Origin of the sequence: Corynebacterium auris (assembly GCF_030408575.1) — a bacterium.
GTDB classification, from domain to species: domain Bacteria; phylum Actinomycetota; class Actinomycetes; order Mycobacteriales; family Mycobacteriaceae; genus Corynebacterium; species Corynebacterium auris.
Genome location: NZ_CP047047.1, coordinates 2,023,719 through 2,045,248 on the forward strand (window position 1 = coordinate 2,023,719; position 21,530 = coordinate 2,045,248).

Sequence of the window (21,530 nt, forward strand, 5' to 3'; positions counted from 1 at the left end):
GTCAGGTACCGGGTCTAGATTTCGGTGGCCCGCGCGTTCGCCTCGATGGCGTCCTCGACCACCCCGCCGTAGACGCGGGGGTGCAAAGTGCCCACGTAGGGCAGGTCGCGGTAGCGCTCCGCGTAATCGAGGCCGTAGCCGACGACGAACTCGTTGGGGATGTCGAAGCCGATGTCCAGCAGGTCAATCTTGGCGGTCTGCACCTCCGGCTTGCGCAGGAGGGTAATCACGTTGAGGGAGCGCGGCTGGCGCCCGCGCAGGTTCTTCATCAACCAGGACAGCGTCAGCCCGGAGTCGATGATGTCCTCGACGATGAGCACGTCGCGGCCCTGGATGTCGCGGTCCAGGTCCTTGAGGATGCGCACGACGCCCGAGCTGGTGGTGGAGTTGCCGTAGGACGACACAGCCATGAACTCCAGCTGGCAGGGGATGTCGAGGCTGCGGGCAAAGTCGGTGAGGAAGAACACGGCCCCCTTGAGCACGCACACGAGGATGAGCTCCTCCTCGGCGTCGCGGTACTTCTCGGAAACCATCTCCGCCAGCTGCCTGATCCGCCCCTGCAACTCCTCCTCGCTGATGAGGATCGCCTCGACGTCCTCGCCATAGGGGTTGGCGGGGACGTCGAAGTTCTTCGTGGCGTGAAGCTCGTGGTGTGTCATCGGTGCCCTTTCTTGCAAGCCCTGGCGCATCGCGTAACTCCCTCATCTTGCCACTTCCCCTGCGTGGGGAACAACCACCAGCGCGTTTGCAGTCCGCTGCGGTGGGGTTCACAGGGCGCGGGTGGGGCGTTGTGACCCCTACCCCACCACGAGCCGCCCGCCGACGCGCCGCACGCTGTGCCCGCCGGCCAGGGTCACCGGCCCCTGCCCCCTCCACCGAGTCACCAACGCGTCGATGTCATCGAGCTGGGCGCCCTGTGCGGCCACGTCGTGCTGGGCAAGCCACGCGACGAGGCGCCGGCGCCGCACGGGCGCGGGGTCGCAGGCGAGCTCGCCGCAGTCGTTGGTGGGGGCGAGGTTGCTTATCGACGCCACCAGCTCCCGCCCCTGCGCAATCCTTCCCGCCGTCCTCGCCAGAGCGGGCACCGCATCGCCGCCGATGAGCTCTCCAAGCCGCGGAATCACCTCGCGGCGCACGCGGACGCGGCGGTAGGTGGTATCGAAGTTCATGGGGTCCTGCCACGGCTCGACGCCGAGCTCCGCGCAGGCGCCCTCGGTGTCGGCGCGGCGCAGGCCGAGGAAGGGCCGCGCGATGCCGTCCTCCCGCGCAGCCATGCCGGAGGGGTTGCCGCGCAGCGCCCCGAGGATGAGCGTTTCGGCCTGGTCCTCGGCTGTGTGGGCGACCCACACCTCGCGCCCGGCAGCGCGCAGCGCCGCGTAGCGCGCCCGGCGAGCCTGCGCCTCGACGTTGCCCGGGGCGACGTTGACGCTCACCACGCGCGCCTGAAGCCCCCAGCCGCGGGCTGTGGCGGCGGCGCGCTGGGCCACCTCAAAGGAGCCGGGCTGCAGGCCGTGGTCGACGACGAGGGCGATGGCGTCCTTGCCCTCGGCGGCGGCGGCCGCCGCGAGCGCCAGCGAGTCCGCGCCGCCGGACAGGCCGATCACGGCGGGCCCGGCGAAGGGGCGCAGCGCGTGGCGGCAGGCCGCGAAGTGGGGCGAGCGCCGCGGCCAGAACGGGGGCACCTAGAACTCCCGGAGCGCGGAGGCCAGCTCGTCTAGGGCGCGGCGCGCCTCCAGGATGTCGCTGCCGTTGGAGATGAAGGCGAAGGTGTAGACGTTGCCCTGCCTGCTGGTTACGGTGCCGGCGAGGGCGGAGGTTTCGTCGAGGGTGCCGGTTTTGGCGCGCACCCAGCCGCGCCCGGCGAGGGTGGCGTAGCGCTCGGCGAGGGTGCCCTCGCCGTTGGCGACGGGCAGCGTGGACAGCAGCGGGCGCAGGGGAGCGTCACGGGCGGCGTCGAGAAGCAGCTGGTCCAAAAGCCGGGGCGGGATGAGGTTGAGGGTGGACAGGCCTGAGGCGTCGGCAAGCGTGGCCGCGTGGGCGTCGTAGCCGCGCTCGGCGAGGACGTCGAGGAGGGCCTGCGGGCTGGACCCGCCGCGGTGGGCGGCGACCTCGCGGCCGATCGCCTCGGCCATGACGTTGTCGGAGTCCTTCATCATGGCCGTGAGCCTGGTGGCCAGGTCGGGCGATTCGGCGCTGGCCAGCACCTGCGCCCCCGCCGGGGCGGTGCCGTAGTCGGCGGTGCCGGCACCGAGGCGCTCGGCGAGCGCCCACGCGACGTCGAGGGCCGGGGTGTGCGAGCGCGGCACGTCGCCCTCGGTGGCGCCGATGCGCCCGCCGTGGAGCATGATCGGCTCGAGGGGGGCGACGAAGCCGGCGTCGATGTCGATGGGGTCCCACCCTGGCAGGAGCGTTTCCGCGGGCCAGGCGGAGGTGTCCACGTACACGGCGGAGGCCGTTCCGATCTCGGCGGCGAGGCGGTCGAGCGTGTCCTCGTCGAACCAGACATCGCCGGAGGCCTTGATGACCACCTCGCCGGGGTTGGCTCCCTCCGCTACCTCGGTGGTGATGGTGTCGGCGGGGCCCAGTTCGAGCAGTGCCGCGGCGGCGGTGAGCACCTTCGTTGTGGAGGCCGGGCGCAGCGGCTCGGCGGAGAGTTCGTCGAAGATCACCTCGCCGCTGTCCGCCGAGGAGATCCGGGCGTGGAAGGTGCCCAGGGCGGGGTCGGCGGCGAGGCGGGCAATCTCCGCGGCGCGCCGGGTGGCGTCGATAGGCGCGGGGCTCGCGGGCTCGACGAACGGCGCGGGGGCTGTGAGCTCGAACGCGGGGGCGTGCGTGAGTGCGGCGCGCTGCTGCTGCGCGGTGACCCCAATCCCTGCGACCGCGCCGACGCTGATCACGGCGGCGGCGCCGACTGCCCATCTCCATACCTTCATCGGGCTAAAGGGTAGCCCACGTATGATATTTGGCGTACTTTCCACCCACCAGACGGCATGAAGGAGCGCACATGAGCGACAAGGCCATCGAAGTCATCATCGAGATCCCGAAGGGCTCCCGCAACAAGTACGAGGTCGACCACGAAACGGGCCGCGTTTACCTCGACCGTTACCTGTTCACCCCGATGGCCTACCCGGCCGACTACGGCTTCATCGAGCACACGCTCGCCGACGACGGCGACCCGCTCGACGCCCTCGTAATCACGCCCGAGCCCGTCTTCCCGGGCGTGACCGTGGTCGCCCGCCCCGTCGGCGTGTTCAAGATGACCGACGAGGCCGGCGGCGACGACAAGCTCCTCTGCGTCCTCGACGACGTGCGCTACGACTCCTTCCAGGACATCGACGACGTCGACGACTTCACCAAGGACGAGATCGAGCACTTCTTCGTCCACTACAAGGACCTCGAGCCGAACAAGGAGGTCTCCGGCTCCGGTTGGGGCGGCCGCGAGGAGGCCGAGCGGATCCTGCGCGAGTCCCTGGAGAACTACTCCAAGGTGGGCGACAACTCCCGCGAGGGCCTCGAGGAGGACAAGGAAGAGTCCACCGAGAACTAAGCTTTTCGACGCCACAAAGGGCGCGCCCCCGGATTGCCGGGGCGCGCCCTTCGCGTTTCGCCTGGTTGTCCTAGACGAGCTGCTTGCGGCCGAAGTGGAAGGCCGCCGCGCCGAGCACCACGGCGATGAGCAGGCCGATCAGCCCCTTGGCCACGCCGTTGACGCCGGTTTCGGCGCTGATCCCGCGCGCCTGCTCGGCGGTCGGGGTGACCTCGAGCGCCTGGCGCTGCACCTCGTTGCGGTTGCTGCTCAGCAGGTTCTCGGAGGAGGCGCGCTCCTCCGCGGTCGGCGTGGAACTAGTGCGCGCCGAGCTGGTGACGTAGGTGCGCCCGTCGTTGTTGAGGTAGTAGTAGATCCCGCCGAGGAGCAGGACGGCGGGCAAGGCGATGAGCGCGAGGCGCTCGATTTCAACGCTGGCCTCGACGCCGCCGCCGTTGGAGGAGCCGCCGACAACGTCGGAGGCGGCGCCGCCCAAGGTCTCGAAGCTGGAGCCGCCGCTGGCGGGCTGGCCCGTCCTGGCCTCGCGCTCGACGGAGTTTTCCACGTTGATGGAGGAGCCCGGCAGGCTGGAGCCCTGGGCGAGCACGACGTTGATGGGCAGGGAGCGGCCCAGCTGGCGCGCGAAGTCAAGGGTGAGCATGACGCCGGCCTGGCCCTCCGCGACGGTCTGGTTGATCAGGTCGCGCGAGTTGACCACGAAGTTGATGTCGCGGTTGTAGAACCACTGCTGGCCCTCGAGCTCTCCGGCGAGCCCGCCAACCGAGGCGAAGGGCAGCAGCTCGCGCGCGGCGTCGGCGGCGGCGCTGCTCCCGGCGCTGCTGCCCACCTGCTGGGAGCCGCTGTCCGGTGCCGCGTAGCCGGCCGCCTGAGCGAAGGCCTCGATGGTCATGACACCCTCGGTCAGCTCGGCCACGTCAGCGTTGACGTTCTCGCGGTTGTCCACGACGTGCTCGCCGTCCGCGTGGTAGTACCACTCCGCCCCCTCCAATGTGCCGGCCACCGCGCCGACCTCCCACTGGTTCAGCGGGGGCAGGTTTTCGGCTTCCCCTGACCCGCCGGCGGCGCCGCTGCTGCCGGCGGCGGCGCTGCTTCCACTGCTGCCCACCGCGGATTCTGCGTGGGCGGCGGGGGCGACGTTGAGGGCCAGGGCGCCAGCGAGCGCCAGGGCGGGGACTGTCACGGCAATCTTCTTCATGGGAACCTCCAGGGCTGGTGTGGGCGCCCCCACCATGCATCAAGTCTCAAGTGAGGGTTTAGAGTCTACTTCACTGTAGCTTAGCGCCACATAAATCACACACGACACACGAGTCACATGCGTAACGCCCCCTTTTTGGGGGTGACAGGCATAGCAAAACGCCCCTCGCCCCCGTGCTGCACGGGGGCGAGGGGCGGAAAAAGCGCCGGTAGCGGGGACTAATCGCCCATGTTCGCGGCGACCTGCTCGTCGCTGACAACGCGCTCGAAGCGCCAGCCCACCACGGCGTTGTGCACCGACTGCGCGAGGGGGTTGGCCGGCTGGACGCAGCTGATGGTCAGCAGGCGGCCGGGCGTTGCGCCCTCGCCCCAGATGGCGGAGTCCTCGGCCAGACCCTCCTTTTGCGGGGCGTGGAGGTCGGTGGCCACGTAGGTGAGCCAGTCGCCGCCGGAGGCTTCGGTGCGCACGTATAGGACATCGCCGACGGAGACGTTGTGGCGGTCCTTCTTGCCGTCGTAAAGCGAGTCGAAGACCGCGGAGATACCGGTGCCCGTATGCCCCGCGGTGACCACCACGTCCGGGGCGTTCGTGCCGGGTAGCGAGTAGGGGCGATCGGGCGCGGTGTAGGCGCAGGCCTCTTTCAGGGTTGCGGGGTCGATCACGCCGTCGACGACGCGGCAGTCCTCCTCCTCGAAGGGGGCGCGCAGGCCGATGGCGGGGATCGCGAGCTCGACGGGGCGACTCGGCGGGATGTCCGTCTTTGCGGGGGGCGCGATGGGGGCCGGGCGCGTCGGCGTGGGCGGCGGCGCGGGTGCGGGCTCTGCGGCTGAGGTAGCGGCCGCGGGCGCGGCCTCCTGCGGCGCCGAGCCCCCTCCCCCGCCGCAGGCGCGCGCGAGGAGCAACACGGCAAGCAGCACGAGGGCGAGGGCGCCGGCCCGGCGCGCCCAGAACACCCAGGGGGCGGGGCGCTGCGAATCAGACACGGGCATAAACAGTACCGGGCCCCGGGGCCGCGAGGGGCTAAATCAGGCGGCGTCGCCCGTAGGCGAACACCGCGGCGCCGAGGGCGGAGGCGACGAGCAGGGCGGCGAGGCCCTGGGCCACGGCGTTGGAGCCGGTCTCGGCGCCGATGCCGCGGGGGGCGGGGTCGGCGGCGGCGTTGTGCGTCACCTGCACGTTGGGCGCTTCGGTGGCGGGGTCCTCCGCGCCGGCCTCTGCCTCGGCGATGCCCTGGCGCCCGGCCTCGGCGCCGTGCTGCGCGAGCAGCGCGTTCGAGGCCTCGATCTCCTCGGCGGTGGGTTCGGCGTCGATGCGCTCCATGTCCGCGACGTAGGTCTTGCCGTCCTTGTTCAGGTAGTACGTCGTGCCCTCGACTCTAAACACGGAGGGCAGGGCGATCAGGCCGTTGGCCACCTGGTGCGGGGACTCGGGGTCGACGTCCCCCTTCGACAGCGGGGCCTCGGCCGGCTCCGACGGCTCCACCAGACCCGCCTCGGCCGCATCCTCGACGGCCACGGACTTCTCGCGGGTGTCGCGGTCGAGCTGCTCGAAGGGGGTGCCCACGGAGTCCGGGTCAGGCACGTAGTGCGTGCCTTCCTCGTTGAGGTAGTAGGTCTCGCCGGTTTCGGCGGTCGCCTGGGCGGGCTGGGCGTGCGCGGCGGGGGCGGTGGCGATCGCCCCGACCAGGGTCGCTGCCGCGATGAACGTGCGGGTGCGCTTCATTGTCTCGTCTCCTTGCGCGTACGTCGAACTGTAAAGTCTCAATCGCAACTTTAGCCTTATTCTGCCACGTTGACGAGCGCCACGCCTGTAACATTTCCCTCATGCGAACCGTGACAGTGAAAGAAGTGCCCGCTAACGCCCAGCTCATCGACGTCCGCGAGCCCGAGGAGTACACCGAAGTTCACGCCGCGAACGCGGTGAATATCCCGCTGAGCGAGCTGACCGCCCGGTACGGGGAGATCGACCCGGACCGCGAGATCTACGTCATCTGCCGCTCCGGCGGGCGCTCGGCCCAGGCCTGCGAGTACTTCGAACGCGCCCTCGGCTGGGACAGCGCGATCAACGTCGAGGGCGGCACCATCGCCTGGGAGGAAGCGGGATTGCCGACGAGGTAAAACATTGGTATTAGCCAAATGTTTTACTCCTCCACGGCCGCACGCTAAGTTATTTTTATGGCCTCTTTCGTCGAGCTCCCCTCCGCGCTAACCAAGTCCCCCTCCTTCCAAATCGAGCGGGTCCGCCGCCACACGAAGGACGAGGTGGAACGCGCGCTGGCGGCGCACGACTCCACCATGCGCGAGTTCTGGATCCTCACCTGCGTCACCGAGCAGCCGTACTCGCAGACCCAGCTGTCGGAGCTGCTCGCCATCGACGCCTCCGACATGGTGCGGCTCATCGACTCGCTGGAGCGCCACGGCTGGGTCTCGCGCGACCGGGACCCGAAGGACCGGCGGCGGCAGATCGTCACCCCCACCAAGAAGGGCACCAAGGCCCAGGCCGAGCTCGCCGACCACGTCGCCGAGGCCGAGGACCGCGCGCTCGACGCCAGCTCGCGCAAGCAGCTCAAGAGCCTGAAGAAGCTGTCGAAGGCGGTCTTGCAGGACGCCGAGTAGGCATTACTGGATATTTACCAATCATTTTGAACATCCATTAAGCCTCACTATCCTGAGGGGCATGTCTGACGTCGATAAGCTCCTTCGAAGCCACCTCGCACCGCCCCCGCGCACGCTTATCGACGTCCTCCAGGCCACCGCACAGGCCCACCCCGACGCGGCGGCCATCGACGACGGCGAGGTAATCACCTACGCCGAGCTCATCGAACGCGTCCGGGAGGTCGCGGCGGGGCTGCACCGCGCGGGCATGCGCCGCGGCGACCGCATCGGGGTGCGCATGACCTCGGGGACGCGCGATCTCTACCTCGCCATCCTGGGCACGATGTGGGCCGGCTGCGCCTACGTGCCCGTCGACGCCGACGACCCCGACGAGCGCGCCGAGATCGTCTTCGGGCAGGCCGGAATCAACGGTATCTTCACCGACGAGGGCTTCCGCGCCCTCACCCCGCCCCACGCGGGCGACACCGAGCTGCCCGGCGTGGGCGACGACTGCTGGATCATCTTCACCTCCGGCTCCACCGGCACCCCGAAGGGCGTGGCCGTCACCCACCGCAGCGCCGCCGCCTTCGTCGACGCCGAGGCCCGCCTGTTCTGCCGGGATGAGCCGCTCGGCCCCGAGGACCGGGTGCTCGCCGGCCTTTCCGTCGCCTTCGACGCCTCCTGCGAGGAGATGTGGCTGGCCTGGGGCCACGGCGCCTGCCTCGTGCCCGCGCCGCGCTCGCTGGTGCGCTCCGGGCAGGACCTGGGGCCGTGGCTGATCCGGCGCGACATCTCCGTGGTGTCCACGGTGCCCACGCTCGCCGGGCTGTGGCCGGCGGAGGCGCTGGACAACGTGCGCCTGCTCATCGTCGGCGGCGAGGCCTGCTCGCAGGAGCTCGTGGACCGCCTGGCCACCCCGGAGCGCGAGATGTGGAACACCTACGGGCCCACCGAGGCCACCGTGGTCGCCTCCGCCGCGCGGCTCTACCCCGGCGAGCCCGTCACCATCGGCTGGGCGCTCGACGGCTGGGACCTGGCAGTCGACGGCAGCGAGCTGGTCATCGGCGGTGTCGGCCTGGCCCGCTACCTCGACCCCGCCAAGGACGCCGAGAAGTACGCCCCGCTGGGCGACTGGGAGCGCGCCTACCGCACCGGCGACAATGTCCGCGTCACCGACACCGGCCTCGCCTTCATCGGCCGCGCCGACGACCAGGTGAAGATCGGCGGGCGGCGCATCGAGCTCGGCGAAGTGGAGGCCAACGTGGCCTCGCTGCCCAGGGTGTACAACTCGGCCGTGGCCGTGCAGACCACCGGCGCCGGCGACAAGGTGCTCGTCGGCTACGTCAGCCTGGAGGACCCGGAGCGCGAATGGGACATCGCCGCCGCCCGCGAGCGCCTCGGCGAGCTCATGCCCGCCGCCCTCGTGCCGCGCCTGCACGTCATGGACGAGCTGCCGGTGCGCACCTCCGGCAAGGTGGACAAGAAGGCGCTGCCGTGGCCACTGCCCGCCGCAGCCGAGATCGCCGGCATGACGCAGACGGAGGCCTGGCTGGCCGGGGTGTGGCTCGACGTGCTCGGCGCGCCGGTGGAATCGCGCGACGCGGACTTCTTCGCCCTCGGCGGCTCCTCGCTGGCCGCCGCCACCCTGGTGGCCCGGCTGCGCGAGCGCGTGCCCACCATCGCGGTGCGCGACCTCTACGACCACCCCCGCCTCGAGGCGCTGGCCGAATACATCGACTCCGTGGACACACAACCGGCGGCCCCGGCGCGCGAGCGCACCGTCGCCCCCGTCGGCGCGGGCACCCGCGCCGCGCAGACCCTCATCCAAGTGCCGGTGATGACCCTGCAGGCCGCCACCTACGTCACGTGGTGGGCGATCGCGGCCACGGCGCTCGGGCTGGTCCAGCTCGACTGGGTGGCGCTCGCCGTCGCCTTCGTGGTGCTGTGCACCCCGCTGGGGCGCCTGCACATCGGCGCGCTCGGCGCGCGGCTGATCCGCGGGCGCATCGCCCCGGGCGAGTACCCACGCGGCGGGCGCACCCACCTGCGGCTGTGGGCGGCGGAGCGGTGGATCCAGGCCTCCGGCGCGCTCAACATCTCCGGCTCGACGTGGGTGGCCTACATCGCGCGCCTGCTCGGCGCCACCGTCGGCCGGGGCGTGGACATGCACACGCTGCCGCCGACGACGGGCCTGCTCACCCTCGGCGCGGGCGCGGCGATCGAGCAGGAAGTGGACCTCACCGGCTACTGGCTCGACGGCGACACCCTGCGGGTCGGCGAGGTCTCCATCGGCGCGGACGCGCGCGTCGGGGCGCGCTCGACGCTCATGCCGGGCACGCGCATCCACGCCGGGGCGCACGTGGAGGCCGGCTCGACGGTCACCGGCGACAAGGCCGTGAAGAAGGGCGCGCGCTGGGCGGGCTCGCCGGCGCGCAAGGTGGGCCGCTCCAAGCACCGCTTCCCGGACCACCGCCCGGCGCGGCGGCCCTGGTGGGTATGGACCTACGCGCTGACGGCGCTGGGCCTGGCCCTCATGCCCGTGGCCGCGGGCGCCCTCGGCATTGCCGCGGTGCTCGCGCTGGTCGCCGCGACCGGCGGGCACCCGGCCGTCGGCGCGCTGCTCTTCGCGCCCGTTGGAGGGGTGGTCTACCTCGGGGCGTCGATAGTGATGACGTGGCTGGGCGTGCGCGTGCTCTCGCGCGGCATCCACCCGGGGGTCGCGCCGGTGCGCTCGGCCCAGGGGTGGAAGCTGTGGACGGTCACACGCCTGCTTGACGACGCCCGCACCCGCCTGTTCCCCCTCTACGCCGGCGCGTTGACCCCGGCGTGGCTGCGCTCGCTCGGCGCGCGGGTGGGCCGCGACGCCGAGATCTCCACCGCCGTCATGGTGCCTCGCCTGACCACCGTGAAGGACGGCGCCTTCCTCGCCGACGACACCCTCGTGGGCACCTACGAGCTCGGCCACGGCTGGGTGCGCACCGCCGAGACCACCGTGGGCAAGCGCGCCTTCGTAGGCAACTCCGGCATCACCGGCCCGGGCCGCAAACTGGCCAAGAACTCCCTGGTGGCGGTGCTGTCGTCGACGCCGAAGAAGTCGAAGGCCGGCTCGAACTGGTGGGGCTCGCCGCCCGAGCGGATGCGCCGCGTCGAGGTCGAAACCGACGGCGGCGAGGCGCTGACGTACCGGCCGAGCGCGAGCGTGAAACGCAAGCGCGGCGTCGTGGAGACGATGCGCCTGCTCGCCCCCATGGGCCACGCCATGATCGTCGCGGCCTTCCTCGTCGGCGTGCACTACGCGCTGGTCCACCTCGCTTTCTGGGCGTACGCGCTCGGCGGCCTCATCTTCATGGCGTGCGGCGCCGCCGCCGTCGCCATGGCGTGCGTGGCCAAGTGGGTGTGCGTGGGCGCGCACCGGCCCGGCGATCACCCGCTCTACAGCTGGTTCGTCTGGCTCAACGAGCTCCAAGACCAGTTCATCGAGCTCGTCGCCGCCCCGTGGTTTTTCAACCACTCCTACGGCACCGGCGAGATGAACATGGCCCTGCGCACCCTCGGCGTCCGCGTCGGCCGCGGCGCGTGGATCGAGTCCTACTGGTTCCCCGAAACAGACCTGTGCAGCGTCGGTGCCGGCGCCAGCGTTGGCCCCGGCACCGTGGTGCAGACGCACCTGTTCCAGGACCGCGTGATGAGCCTGGACACCGTCACCATCGAGGCCGGGGCGACCCTCGCCGCCCACTCGGTCGCGCTGCCCGCCTCCACCATCGGCGAAGGCGCCAGCGTGCGCCCGGGCTCGCTGCTCATGCGCGGCGACCAGGTCCCCGCGGGCACGCAGTGGCAGGGCAACCCCATCGAGCCTGTGGGCTGAGCCCGGCGTGCGCTAATATCCCGTCGGTGGAACAGATTTCCTCCCCGCGCAGGTTGGACCCGGCGCGGTTGACAGCGGCGGGCTTCGCCGCCCTGATCCTTGCGGGCACCGGCCTGCTGTGCCTGCCGTTTTCCGCCGCAGACGGCGAGCCCGCCGCGCCGCTGGATGCGTTTTTTACCGCCACCTCCGCGGCCACGCTCACCGGCCTGGTGGTGGTGGACACGGGCAGTCACTGGAGCGTGTGGGGCCAGCTCATCATGCTGGGGCTGATCCAGGTGGGCGGCTTCGGCATCATGAGCGCCGCGACGCTGACCGGCATGCTCATCACCGGCCGGGTGAGCCTGCGCTCGCGCTACTTCGCCGCCGCGGAGGGCCGGCCGATCACCGCCGCCGGGGTGCGCGCGACGCTGGTGGCCACGCTACTTCTCACCGCGGCGTGCGAGGCCGCCGTGGCGCTCCTCCTCGGGGTGCGCTTTGCCACCACGTACGATATGCCCGCCCCGCGCGCGGCGTGGGAGGGCGTTTTCCACGCCGTCTCCGCCTTCAACAACGCCGGCTTCGGCCTGCGCCCGGACAGCCTGATCTCCTACAACACCGACGCCTGGGTCCTTGTGCCCCTGGCGGCGGCGCTCATGATCGGCGGGCTGGGTTTCCCGGTGCTCGCCGAGCTGTTCGGGCGCCTGGTCGAGCGCGTGCGCGCCGCGCTGTCGGGCCGCCCCGCGAGCGCGCGGGGTTTGTCTGTGACCACCCGCATCACCCTCGCCGGCACGGCCGTGCTCGTGGCCTCGGCGACCGCGCTGATCGCGCTGAGCGAGTGGCGCGGCGTGTTTTCCGGCATGCCGGCGGGGGTGGCGGCGCTCAACGCCTTCTTCAGCGGGGTCACGCCGCGCACGGCGGGGTTCAACTCCATCGACTACGCGGACGCGCACCCGATCACGCTGCTGATCACGAACATCTACATGTTCATCGGCGGCGGCTCGGCGGGCACGGCCGGGGGAATCAAGCTGACCACCACCATCGTTTTGCTCGCGGCGATCTTCGCGGAGTTCCGGGGGCGGCGCGATACTGTCGTCGCTAAGCGCACCGTGCCCACCCCCGCTGTGCGCCAAGCGATGACGGTGGCGGCCGCGGGCCTTGGTGCCGTCACGCTCGGGGTGGCCGCGCTGCGCGTGTTCGACCCCGAGTTCACAGCCGACCAGGTTGTTTTCGAGGTCGTCTCCGCCTTCGCCACCGTGGGGTTGTCCACGGGGATCACGGCGCAGTTGAGCGCCGCCTCGCAGTGCGTGTTGTGCGTGTTGATGTTCCTCGGGCGCGTTGGCCCGTTTACGCTGGTCGCGGCACTGGCCGCGCGCAGCGTCGCCCGCCGCTTCGACTACCCGAGAGAAAGGCCGTTCATTGGCTAACTTCCCCGGCTCCCTCCTGCGGAGCAAGCAAACGCTGGACATCCCCCCGGTCGCGGTCATCGGCCTCGGCCGCTTCGGCGGCTCGCTGGCCTACGAGCTCACCCGCTACGGGGTGGAGGTCCTCGGCATCGACGCCGAGGAGCGGGTCGCGCGCGAGTACGCCGCGGGGCTTAGCGACGCCATCGTCGCCGACACCACCGACGCCGAGGCGCTGCGCCAGCTGGGCATCGCCGAGATGGGGCGCGTGGTGCTCGGCATCGGCTCCGCCCTCGAGGCGTCCATCCTCACCGCCTCCAACCTCGTGGAGCTGGGCGTCGGCGACATTTGGGCGAAGGCGGACTCAGACTCCCACGCCCGCATCCTGCGCCAGCTCGGGGTGCACCACGTGGTGCGCCCCGAGCACGACACGGGCCGGCGCGTCGCCCACCTGCTCGGCGGGCGCTTCCAGGACTTCGCCGAGCTCGCGGACAACTACGGGGTGATCAAGATGGTGCCGCCGCGCACGCTTCTCGACGCCCCCCTCGACCCCACCTCCCTCTGGCGCACACACCACATCCAGGTGGTCTCGGCGCGCTCCTCCGCCGGGACGTGGCAGCCAGTGAGCGCAGGCGACCGGCTCGCCCCCACGGACCTGGTTGTGCTGGCCGGGGCGCCGGACGACCTCGAGCGGTTCTCGCGGCTCAAGGGCTAAGCGGGGGCGGCGGGCGCCGCGGAAGAAGAGAGTGTCCGTTTGTTTGTGTGCGGGGGCGTGGTTTACAAGTAGTTGGCGAACCGGTCTGGGTAGGCCACGGATAGTTGGTTGATGGCTTGTTTCCACCCTGAGGTTTTCGCTCCTTCAATATAGCCGTTGCAGGCGGTTGCCCGCTTCGCTTTCTTCGCGCGTTGGGCGGCGCGTTTGTCCTCGATGTTGCAGACCATCAACCACAGCGTCTTCAACGCCGCAGCATCCGTGGGGAATTGGCCGCGGTTGCGGGTCGCTTTCCGCAGCTCAGCGTTAAGCGACTCGATGGCATTGGTGTTGCGACCGGCTATTTGGTAGCAGCGTCGTGACTTTCCGGTAGCGCTTCAGTGAGTATCCGGTAGCAGCTCACAGCGCTCAAGGTGATACTTCCGGTAGCCGCACCACTCGGGTGCGGCTCGTACTGGAAGGAGTCCGCTTATGACGGATTACCGTGCGGTGATGACGCTGCTGATTCGGCAGTGTTCTTACCGCCAGATTGAACACCAGCTCGGATGCTCGCACCGCGCGATTTCACGAGCGAACCAAGCACTGCGAAGCCTTGGTCTGACCACTGTTGAACAGGTCGCGGCGTTGACGGATGACGAGTTGGACGAGATATTCGTAGATAGACGCAGTAGCGGGCAAGGCGAGTTCGTCCCGATTGACTTTGACGCGGTCGTTAAAGCACGCACAGGACGGGTGAAGCTAACACTGCAAGTATTGTGGGCTCGCTACACCACAACGCCGGCCCAGCTGGGCCAGCGTCACTACAGCTATGACCGGTTCCGCCAACTGGTTGCCTCCCATGTCGACGCGGCCGGGCTTACCGCCCGGATCACCCATGCACCAGGGCATACGATGCAGGTGGACTGGGCTGGGACCAAGATGCGCCTGTACGACCCGGCGGGCACACCGGGTGCGAAAGTCAGTGTTTTCGTCGCCTCGCTGCCATATTCAGGGATGCTCTTTGCATGTGCGTGTGCTGACCAGCGGCAACAGTCCTGGCTTGATGCTCACCGTCAAGCGTTTGACTACTTCGGTGGGGTCTGCCAGGTTGTTGTCCCAGATAACGCGTCGACGGCGTCGAATGCGATCAGCACTGCCGATAGGAATCGGAAGGTCAACGACACCTACCAGCAGTTCTTGGAGCACTACAACACAGCAGCACTTCCCACACGCGCGCGTCGTCCGAAGGATAAAGCAAATGTGGAAGCTGCGGTAAAGATCGTCACACACAAAGTCATCCACGCGCTTAATGGCCACCAGTGTGTTGACCTTGACGAGCTCAACGAAAAGATTGTGGGCTTCGTCGACGCAATCAACACGTCCGTGCCGTTTCGCAGCCAGCAGTCAAGCCGGAGGGATCTCTTTGAAGAGCACGAACAGCATCTGCTTGCGGATCTGCCGGCAACCCCGTGGCAACACACCGAGTGGAAACGGGCAAAAGTGGCCCCGGATTTCCATGTCACGGTTGCAACAGTGCGTTACTCCGTTCCGCACCAGCTTGTTGGCCGCACTGTCGATGTGCGCATCACCGGCCAGATGTTGACCGTCTTTGACCAAGGGGCAACCGTGGCAACCCACCGGGTTTCACATAAGCGTGGGGCCTATGTCACTGACTACGAGCACATTCCATCTGGAATGGACTCCACCCGTGGACTGTGGACAAGCGACTACTTTTATCGCGAAGCCAGCAAAGTTGGCCCGGCAACACGCAAGGTCATCGAAGAACTCATCACGGCGAAAGCCATCCCGGCCCAGGCATACCAGTCCTGCCGAAACGTGCTGTCAATGGGCAAACATGCCAACAAACCAATCCTGGAAGAAGCATGCCAACGCCTGATAGCCAACGACGGCAGCCGACGGGCAGTGTCATATACCGCAGTCAAAAACATGATGGCCGCTGTCCGCAAGGAACACGCAACCCGACCACGCGGGTTTGACCAGCCCCCGCGCAGCACCACAACCAACCAACCCGCCCGACCTGTAGCCGCTGACCGGGACACCACCGGCGCGTTCCTTGGCGGTGCAGACCAGTTCAGCATGGACAACCTCGCTAAGAAAGGAAACTAAAACCCATGTCCTCACCAACCCCGCCAACAGATCGCTTCCTTGACGAATCCGTCCTGGCCGACTTCACCGCACTGCGGATGACTGCCTTCGGCAGAAGCGTCATCGATATCGCCAACGATCCCGCCTTCGACACGTGGACGTTTTCCCAAAAGGTGCTYTACGCACTCGATAAAGAAGTCGCAGCCAGGCGTGAACGACGCATCAGCAAACTGCTTAAAGCATCCCGATCGCCAAACCATGATGCTTGCCTTGAAAACGTGGTGTGCACGCCTGACCGCAACATCAACCCCGAGCAAGTCAGCAGACTCGCTCACGGACAATGGTGCCACCTGGGCCAAAACATCGTCATCCTGGGCAAATCCTCAGTTGGTAAAACCTACCTCGCCCAAGCACTCATCACCGCCGCATGCCGCAACGACTACTCCGCACGGTTCTACCGCACCGACATGCTCGCCGCCGAACTGGCAGTCCTCCAACCCGATAACCCCACACGGCTGAAGTTCATCCAGCAACTCCACGACGTCGATGTCCTAGTCCTGGATGACTTTCTCACCACACCTGTTGACGCCGCGACCGCGCACCAACTACTCAATATCCTCGCCGGGCGGGAACGCAAAGTCTCAACCATTGTGACCTCACAGTTCACCCCACACGAGTGGTACAAGTCCATCCCCGACGCCGTGATCTCCGAGTCAATCCTCAACCGACTCGTCTCCGGCGCCGAAATCATCACACTCGAAGGACCAAACATGCGCCTGACCACCAACGCATAACAACCGGCAACGCCTGAGTGAGATACCGCTACCGGGTACCCACTCAGGCGCTACCAGATACTCACCACACCGCTACCATTTCGGTCTTCTGAACACATTGGTGGTGTAGAGCACCCGGCGAGCTGCAGGCGGGAACTGCAGAAACGGTATAAACCTCTCCCACGCATCACGCCAGACCTTCACCGACTGGGGGTACTTCCGCCCCAGTTCCGAGGCTTCGAAGGCATCGAGGGCGGCGCAAGCGGCGTCCTGATTCGGTGCGGTGTAGACCTGCCGCAGCGCGCTGGATACAGATTTGCGGTCCTTATAGGACACCCACCTGTTGGCGGCCCGGATCAGGTGCACGATGCAGGTTTGTACCATCGAGTTCGGCCAGGTCGCTTCCACGGCCTCAGGCAGGCCTTTGAGCCCGTCGCAGCAGACGATGAACACGTCATTGACTCCACGGTTCGCCAGGTCCGCGCACACGGATGCCCAGAATGCAGCCCCTTCATTGTCGGCGATCCACAGGCCCAGGATGTGTTTGGTCCCGTCGATGTCGATGCCAACAGCCATGTAGCAGGCTTTATTGACCACACGGTGGCCGTCGCGGATTTTCACCCGCAGCGCGTCGAGGAAAATGACCGGGTAGAACTCATCGAGCTGACGGTTTTGCCACACCATCACCTCATCGAGGACCGCATCGGTGATGGTACTGATGGTATCCGGGCTGATGTCCACCCCCAGGGTCGATGCCAGGTGGTGCTGGATATCGCGTACCGTCATTCCGCCGGCGTAGAGCGAGACGATCATGTCATCGAGCTCTGTCAGCCGGCGTGCCCCTTTCGGCACCATGACCGGGTGAAACGTGCCCGCCCTATCCCGAGGCACTGTGATGTCCACCGGGCCGTAGCCGGTGCCCACAGTTTTGGTGTACGACCCGTTACGGTGATTGCCACCGTTTGAGGGACTTACCTGGGCTTTGGCCGCGCGATCTGAGTGCCCGTACCCCAAATGGGCGTCCATCTCCGCCTGCAGACCCGCGTTGATCGAGGCTTGCAAAAGACCTTTGACCAGGTCGCTGGCATCGTCGACGGAGGTTGATAGCTCGCCGATCAGTGCGGCGATTTCCGGGTTTTCCATCAGCTTCGCGCTGATCTCATTGACCCTGCTCGGGTCATGGCCTTTCTTCGGTGACACGGTAGTCATTATCAGTGAAACTCCTTCTGGATCAGAGCCTCACACACAAAACACCTGACACCCTCCGGAAGAAAGGAACAAGTCACCGATTGCCGGTGGGTCGGAGTTTGTCTCGCTAGCATCGTCCAGCTTGCCGCGGCTCACCGAGGATCCCAAGCTGCGCTGGGATACCTCCCGGAGGAAATCAGGTAGATCTCGGATCGGAGGAGTGCGGCTGAAGCCGTCGTCATCTCGGTAGCAGACCATGATGCCGTCGGTTTACGTGCCTTCGATGGAGCCGAGCAACGCTGGGCTGTACGTGGTCACCAGGCTCTGGGTCCCGTGGACAGCGTGGCTGTCTTCCAGGAGCCGCACCATTTTCCCTGCCGGAGAAGGGTGGAGGCCGTTTTCGAACTCTTCGATCATCAACTGGACGGACTCTGTCGGCGAATCGGCTCCAAGAGTGTCGACGTCCAGACTCCGCGGTGGCGATGGCCAGGAAACGCAGCATCCCGTCGCTCATTTCTTTTGCGGGGGAGATCTTCTCGGGGTTGCGTCCTGCTACCGACGTGGGCTCACTTGACGACCTTGACGTTATCGGGGCCCGCATTGAGGCAAGGCACCACGACGGCGGGGTGGTCACCGCCGATAACCAAGGCGGCCGAGGTGACAGCACACCCGGCATGGCCGGTTTCGACTACTAGAATCACCCACTTGCTAGGCAACTAGCCACTCGGGAAAACACCACCGCCCCAGCGCTTACACCTTTAAGCGCCGGGGCGGTGGTTCTGGTCTTTACGTATGCGCCGACTAGGCCGCTGCCACTAGGTCCTTCAATTCTCGCTGTTGCTGGGGGTCAAGTTCTTCAACTTCCCATTTCTTGCTAGCGTCCAGAGCCTCAACGACTTGTGCCATCTCAACACTGTCATGAAGTTCGTTCATATCTAATTGCCAGAACGTCTTAGCATCATGTGTTGAAACGATAAGCACACAGAGCTTAATGCCGTCGAGGTCGGGAACTGGCAAGCAAACCGGAACAACTACGTGTTCGGCGCCTGCCTTAAAGTGACGGCTAGCCGTTTCTCGAATATTAGATGCCAAGGTATCGCCGAATGCGGGAACGATAACCGGCATGGTCTCAGCACCGAGACGTTCCATTAGGCGGGCGCGCTCACCATCCTCTTTAAGGAAAGAACGGAATAACTGTGCGACCGCCATACGTGCTCGATAGTGTCGCTTCTGCTGTTCGTTCATGGTTTACCTGCCTCCCAACGGTCTAGGTAGTCGAACGGCTCGTACAACATCTGATAATAGTGCTTTTGGAACGTTCCGTTAACGACACGGCGCGATTCTTTTTCCCGATCACCCCCGGCAAGCTCCTCATGAACTTGTCGTTCGCAGTCATCACAGTCAATGAAGTATTGGTGGCTGTGAACTGTGCTGTGCCACGTGTCGGTACGTCTCACCTGCTCAAAGTTAGCTTGCTCACCTTTTAGTTGCTTGCATCGTCCGTATGCGGGGTGTTCGGGGGTGACATTGAGCATGAGGGCGTACTGCTCTATCGCTTTGTCGGAACCTTGCCACTCGCGAACATGCACAATGGTTCCGAGTTCAGCCATATCGATGCTTTCCTCGATGATTTCGGCGGTTTCATCAGGGTCCGGGTATGGCACCGCCTCGTCTGGCGGCATGCTCATATCTGCCAGGCGATAGTTCTTCTTGTTGATATTGGGCGGCACGTCAAGAAAGTTTAGTGGGTCTAACGCTTCCTGCTAAAACCAATACCCCATCGAACATACCCCCTCTAAAACTAGAACGGGTGCACGCTATCGGTACACCAAACGGGAGTGTTGATTTCCCGAGCTATTCAGCCCGGGCAGGAAGGTGATCGGCTTCAAGGACAGGGTTGCGCCGCGGAATGATGTGAAGGATGTCAACCGCAGCTGCGTGGTCCGCGTATTCGCGTTGGCCATACCGGCTTCAGTCACCCCGCCGCACGGTTACGTGCTCGGCTCGGTGCCGCGCCGCCGGCGCCAGGCACGCCAGAGAATGAGAGCGAGGACGGAGAACACGATCGCGCACACCGCCACCATCCACCAAGACCACGCCCACCCGCTGATCTTCGGCTCGGCCGCGTCCGGATCGAGTGGGGCGCGCTCCGCGTGCACAAGCAACCGGTCGGTATTGAGGCCGTACGGGGTGCAGGTGATGAGGGTGAGTTTGTCCTTGCCGGGTTCGTATGTGACGGCCTCGTAGTTTTCGGGCCTGACCACTTCGCGTCCGACCATGCGGTAGCGCAGGCGCTGGCCGAGGACGTCAATGTAGATGTCGTCACCCTCTTTGAGCAGCGGCAGCTGGTCGAACATGGCGGCATTCACCATCCCGGTGTGGGCGGAGATGACGGAGTTGGTGCCGTCGCCGCCGACGGGCAGGGTGGAGCCGTACATGTGGCCTGCGGCGGTGTAGAGGACCTTCGGGTCCGTGGTGTGAACGACGGGCAAGTCCACGCTGATGGCGGGAATACGAATACGCGCGATGGTCTCGAAGTTCTCGGGCAGTGTGAGCTGCGACATGTAGTAGTCGAAGCCCTCGTCGCCAGGCTTCGGTGCCCGCGCATGTGGCCCGGTGCGAAGCAGCCAGTCGTTGTACTCGTGGGCGCGCCGCAACTGTTCCGCCTTGGCTTCGTCGCTGAGAGAGGCCACGGTGTCCGAATACACCTCGTTTTGGCGGATCATGCTGTAGTGGTTCGCCAGCGTCGACACCACCGGGTACAGCAGCAGCATCGCCCCGAGCAGCAGGGTGATCAACGATAACGCATTGCCGCTCCTGGACCGCGTTTCGGTCATCTCCGTCCTTGTCACGGATCACCCGCTCCTTCCCGGCCGCTGCAGCGGCGCAGCACCACGCCCAAGGCGATCAACAGCAGGCCCACCGCCGTTATTCCGAGCACGCCCGCGCCTGTCGACGCCAAACCTGCCCGCTGCCCGCCCCGGCCTGCGTCGCGGCCCCCTTCGCGCCCCGGTAGCGGCTCCGCTGGGCCCTGCTGGCCAGGCATTTCGTGCTGCCCGGGTGTGCTCGGCTGGCCTGGCGCGGGGCTGCCGTCGCCATGGTCACCGTCGTGACCACTGCCGCCCTCACCACTGCCGCTGCCGCCGTAGCACAGGCGTGTGCTGACCACGCTCACGCGGCTCGTGCTGGCCACCTCGACGGGGGTGCGCACGGCATCCATGCCGTCGGTACGCAGCGTCGCCATAACTTCCAGCGTTCCTAGCACGTCGCCCCTGCTCACGGTACCCCAGGGGCCGCGAGCGTTGGCCCTGGCGGGGATGCGCAGCTCGAGGCGTGTGGTGGCGTCGGCGCGGCGCGCCTGCGCCACAGCCTGCCGCCCAGCGGCCGTGAGGGTGAACGTGGCCGTGTCACCGTCGGTGGTAGCGACGGTGTAGTCCGTCCCTTCCTGAAGCTGCCGCGTCTGCCCGGCCCCCACCAGCGTCAGGGTGGGAGTACCGATCTCCGCTGCGGCGCGTACCGCAACGATCTCGCCTGGCCACCGCACCGTGTGGCCCCGGGAGAAGTCCACGGTGATCTGGTAGGTGGAAATCGTCCCGTCGGTGCTGGGGTTCGGCGTGTTGAACGTGAAGGCGTACTCGACGTCGGTGTTGGGTGCCGCGGCCTGCAGCCAGCGCGGCGAGGTACACGCCGTCTGGGCGCTGGCCGCCGCGCCGAGCACCTGCGGCTTCGGGACGACCGTCCGTTCGAGTGAACCTGAAACCACAACCACAACGGCCGGCAGGTAGGACACCCGTGCGTCTCGCGTGCCGGGGCTGTCGAGCACCTCGACGAGGTACACGCCCTGGCTAAGCCCGGTGAACTCGGCCACGCCTGCGGAGGTAGTCATGCGCGCAACTTCGGGCAACGGCGCGCCGGCGCGCACCAAGGCAGGGATGTCAAGCTGGCTGAGCTGTTCCTGCCCGGCGCTGGTTGTCGGGTCGACGCCCTCAATCAGGCGCACCACCACCTCTCGGTCGCCGATCTGCTCGAACCACTCCGCCCCAACCGACTCCACGAGGTCCACTGTGACGGTCCCGGCCACCTGCGCGTGCGCGGCCGGGGGCGCGGCAGGCAGCACGACTGGCGCGGCGAGCGCGACGAACGCCGTCGCGGCTACCGCGCTCAGCAGTCCTCCTCGTGGGGCCATCAGGGC

The 21,530-nt window shown here is 67.2% G+C and carries 19 protein-coding genes and 2 pseudogenes; 9 read left to right on the forward strand and 12 right to left on the reverse strand.

Annotated elements, in window-relative coordinates; all coding sequences use genetic code 11:
* Positions 1-14: 14 nt before the first annotated feature.
* The 3 genes from hpt to dacB form a co-directional block, all read right to left on the reverse strand.
* The gene (gene hpt, locus CAURIS_RS09725) at positions 15-659 is read right to left on the reverse strand and encodes a hypoxanthine phosphoribosyltransferase (RefSeq protein WP_290341853.1); all 645 of its coding nucleotides are present in this window, start codon (positions 657-659) and stop codon (positions 15-17) included.
* Between the two features lie 138 nt (positions 660-797).
* Positions 798-1,682, reverse strand: a complete 885-nt coding sequence (gene tilS, locus CAURIS_RS09730) for a tRNA lysidine(34) synthetase TilS (protein ID WP_290341855.1) — start codon at positions 1,680-1,682, stop codon at positions 798-800.
* Complete coding sequence (gene dacB / locus CAURIS_RS09735) at positions 1,683-2,933, reverse strand: D-alanyl-D-alanine carboxypeptidase/D-alanyl-D-alanine endopeptidase (protein WP_290341856.1); 1,251 nt, start codon at positions 2,931-2,933, stop codon at positions 1,683-1,685.
* Positions 2,934-3,004: 71 nt separating this feature from the next.
* Between dacB and CAURIS_RS09740 the strand changes: the two genes are divergently transcribed.
* Positions 3,005-3,547, forward strand: coding sequence for an inorganic diphosphatase (locus CAURIS_RS09740; protein ID WP_290341857.1), 543 nt, complete (start codon positions 3,005-3,007; stop codon positions 3,545-3,547).
* A 70-nt stretch (positions 3,548-3,617) separates the two neighbouring features.
* On the opposite strand, the gene CAURIS_RS09745 is transcribed toward CAURIS_RS09740, so the two are convergent.
* The 3 genes from CAURIS_RS09745 to CAURIS_RS09755 form a co-directional block, all read right to left on the reverse strand.
* Entirely contained in the window at positions 3,618-4,742 is a 1,125-nt protein-coding gene (locus tag CAURIS_RS09745) for a hypothetical protein (protein WP_290341858.1), read from the reverse strand.
* 218 nt (positions 4,743-4,960) lie between these two features.
* A complete protein-coding gene (locus tag CAURIS_RS09750) occupies positions 4,961-5,725 on the reverse strand; it encodes a sortase family protein (RefSeq protein ID WP_290341859.1) in 765 nt (254 codons plus the stop codon).
* Positions 5,726-5,762: 37 nt separating this feature from the next.
* Positions 5,763-6,464 (reverse strand): hypothetical protein, encoded by a 702-nt coding sequence (locus CAURIS_RS09755; RefSeq protein ID WP_290341860.1) that lies wholly within the window; start codon positions 6,462-6,464, stop codon positions 5,763-5,765.
* A gap of 101 nt (positions 6,465-6,565) precedes the next feature.
* Between CAURIS_RS09755 and CAURIS_RS09760 the strand changes: the two genes are divergently transcribed.
* From CAURIS_RS09760 to CAURIS_RS09780, 5 genes are all read left to right on the forward strand, one after another.
* A complete protein-coding gene (locus CAURIS_RS09760) occupies positions 6,566-6,859 on the forward strand; it encodes a rhodanese-like domain-containing protein (protein WP_290341861.1) in 294 nt (97 codons plus the stop codon).
* Positions 6,860-6,916: 57 nt separating this feature from the next.
* Entirely contained in the window at positions 6,917-7,357 is a 441-nt protein-coding gene (locus CAURIS_RS09765) for a MarR family winged helix-turn-helix transcriptional regulator (RefSeq protein ID WP_290341862.1), read from the forward strand.
* Positions 7,358-7,418: 61 nt separating this feature from the next.
* On the forward strand, positions 7,419-11,201 hold the full coding sequence (locus CAURIS_RS09770) for a Pls/PosA family non-ribosomal peptide synthetase (protein ID WP_290341864.1): 3,783 nt from the start codon (positions 7,419-7,421) through the stop codon (positions 11,199-11,201).
* 26 nt (positions 11,202-11,227) lie between these two features.
* Positions 11,228-12,604, forward strand: a complete 1,377-nt coding sequence (locus CAURIS_RS09775; protein WP_290341865.1) for a TrkH family potassium uptake protein — start codon at positions 11,228-11,230, stop codon at positions 12,602-12,604.
* Positions 12,597-13,295: a potassium channel family protein gene (locus tag CAURIS_RS09780; RefSeq protein ID WP_290341867.1), complete on the forward strand. Its 699-nt coding sequence runs from the start codon at positions 12,597-12,599 to the stop codon at positions 13,293-13,295. The genes CAURIS_RS09775 and CAURIS_RS09780 overlap by 8 nt, the downstream gene beginning before the upstream one ends.
* Before the next feature lie 62 nt (positions 13,296-13,357).
* Here CAURIS_RS09780 and CAURIS_RS09785 read toward each other — a convergent pair.
* A pseudogene (locus tag CAURIS_RS09785) lies at positions 13,358-13,621 on the reverse strand (transposase); the annotation flags it as partial.
* 142 nt (positions 13,622-13,763) lie between these two features.
* On the opposite strand from CAURIS_RS09785, the gene istA reads away from it, so the two are divergent.
* Positions 13,764-15,398: an IS21 family transposase gene (gene istA / locus CAURIS_RS09790; protein WP_290341869.1), complete on the forward strand. Its 1,635-nt coding sequence runs from the start codon at positions 13,764-13,766 to the stop codon at positions 15,396-15,398.
* A gap of 5 nt (positions 15,399-15,403) precedes the next feature.
* The gene (locus CAURIS_RS09795; protein ID WP_019193576.1) at positions 15,404-16,171 is read left to right on the forward strand and encodes an ATP-binding protein; all 768 of its coding nucleotides are present in this window, start codon (positions 15,404-15,406) and stop codon (positions 16,169-16,171) included.
* A gap of 96 nt (positions 16,172-16,267) precedes the next feature.
* On the opposite strand, the pseudogene CAURIS_RS09800 reads toward CAURIS_RS09795, so the two are convergent.
* Positions 16,268-17,359 (reverse strand): annotated as a pseudogene (locus CAURIS_RS09800) (IS256 family transposase); the annotation flags it as partial.
* A gap of 461 nt (positions 17,360-17,820) precedes the next feature.
* Here CAURIS_RS09800 and CAURIS_RS09805 point away from each other — a divergent pair.
* Positions 17,821-18,033 (forward strand): hypothetical protein, encoded by a 213-nt coding sequence (locus CAURIS_RS09805; RefSeq protein ID WP_290341870.1) that lies wholly within the window; start codon positions 17,821-17,823, stop codon positions 18,031-18,033.
* 106 nt (positions 18,034-18,139) lie between these two features.
* On the opposite strand, the gene CAURIS_RS09810 is transcribed toward CAURIS_RS09805, so the two are convergent.
* The 4 genes from CAURIS_RS09810 to CAURIS_RS09825 form a co-directional block, all read right to left on the reverse strand.
* A complete protein-coding gene (locus tag CAURIS_RS09810; RefSeq protein WP_290341871.1) occupies positions 18,140-18,583 on the reverse strand; it encodes a hypothetical protein in 444 nt (147 codons plus the stop codon).
* Positions 18,580-19,068, reverse strand: a complete 489-nt coding sequence (locus tag CAURIS_RS09815) for a hypothetical protein (protein ID WP_290341872.1) — start codon at positions 19,066-19,068, stop codon at positions 18,580-18,582. Before CAURIS_RS09815 ends, CAURIS_RS09810 begins: the two co-directional genes overlap by 4 nt.
* A 261-nt stretch (positions 19,069-19,329) precedes the next feature.
* On the reverse strand, positions 19,330-20,175 hold the full coding sequence (locus tag CAURIS_RS09820) for a class C sortase (protein WP_290341873.1): 846 nt from the start codon (positions 20,173-20,175) through the stop codon (positions 19,330-19,332).
* An 11-nt stretch (positions 20,176-20,186) separates the two neighbouring features.
* A complete protein-coding gene (locus tag CAURIS_RS09825; RefSeq protein ID WP_290341874.1) occupies positions 20,187-21,524 on the reverse strand; it encodes a hypothetical protein in 1,338 nt (445 codons plus the stop codon).
* Between the last annotated feature and the right edge of the window lie 6 nt (positions 21,525-21,530).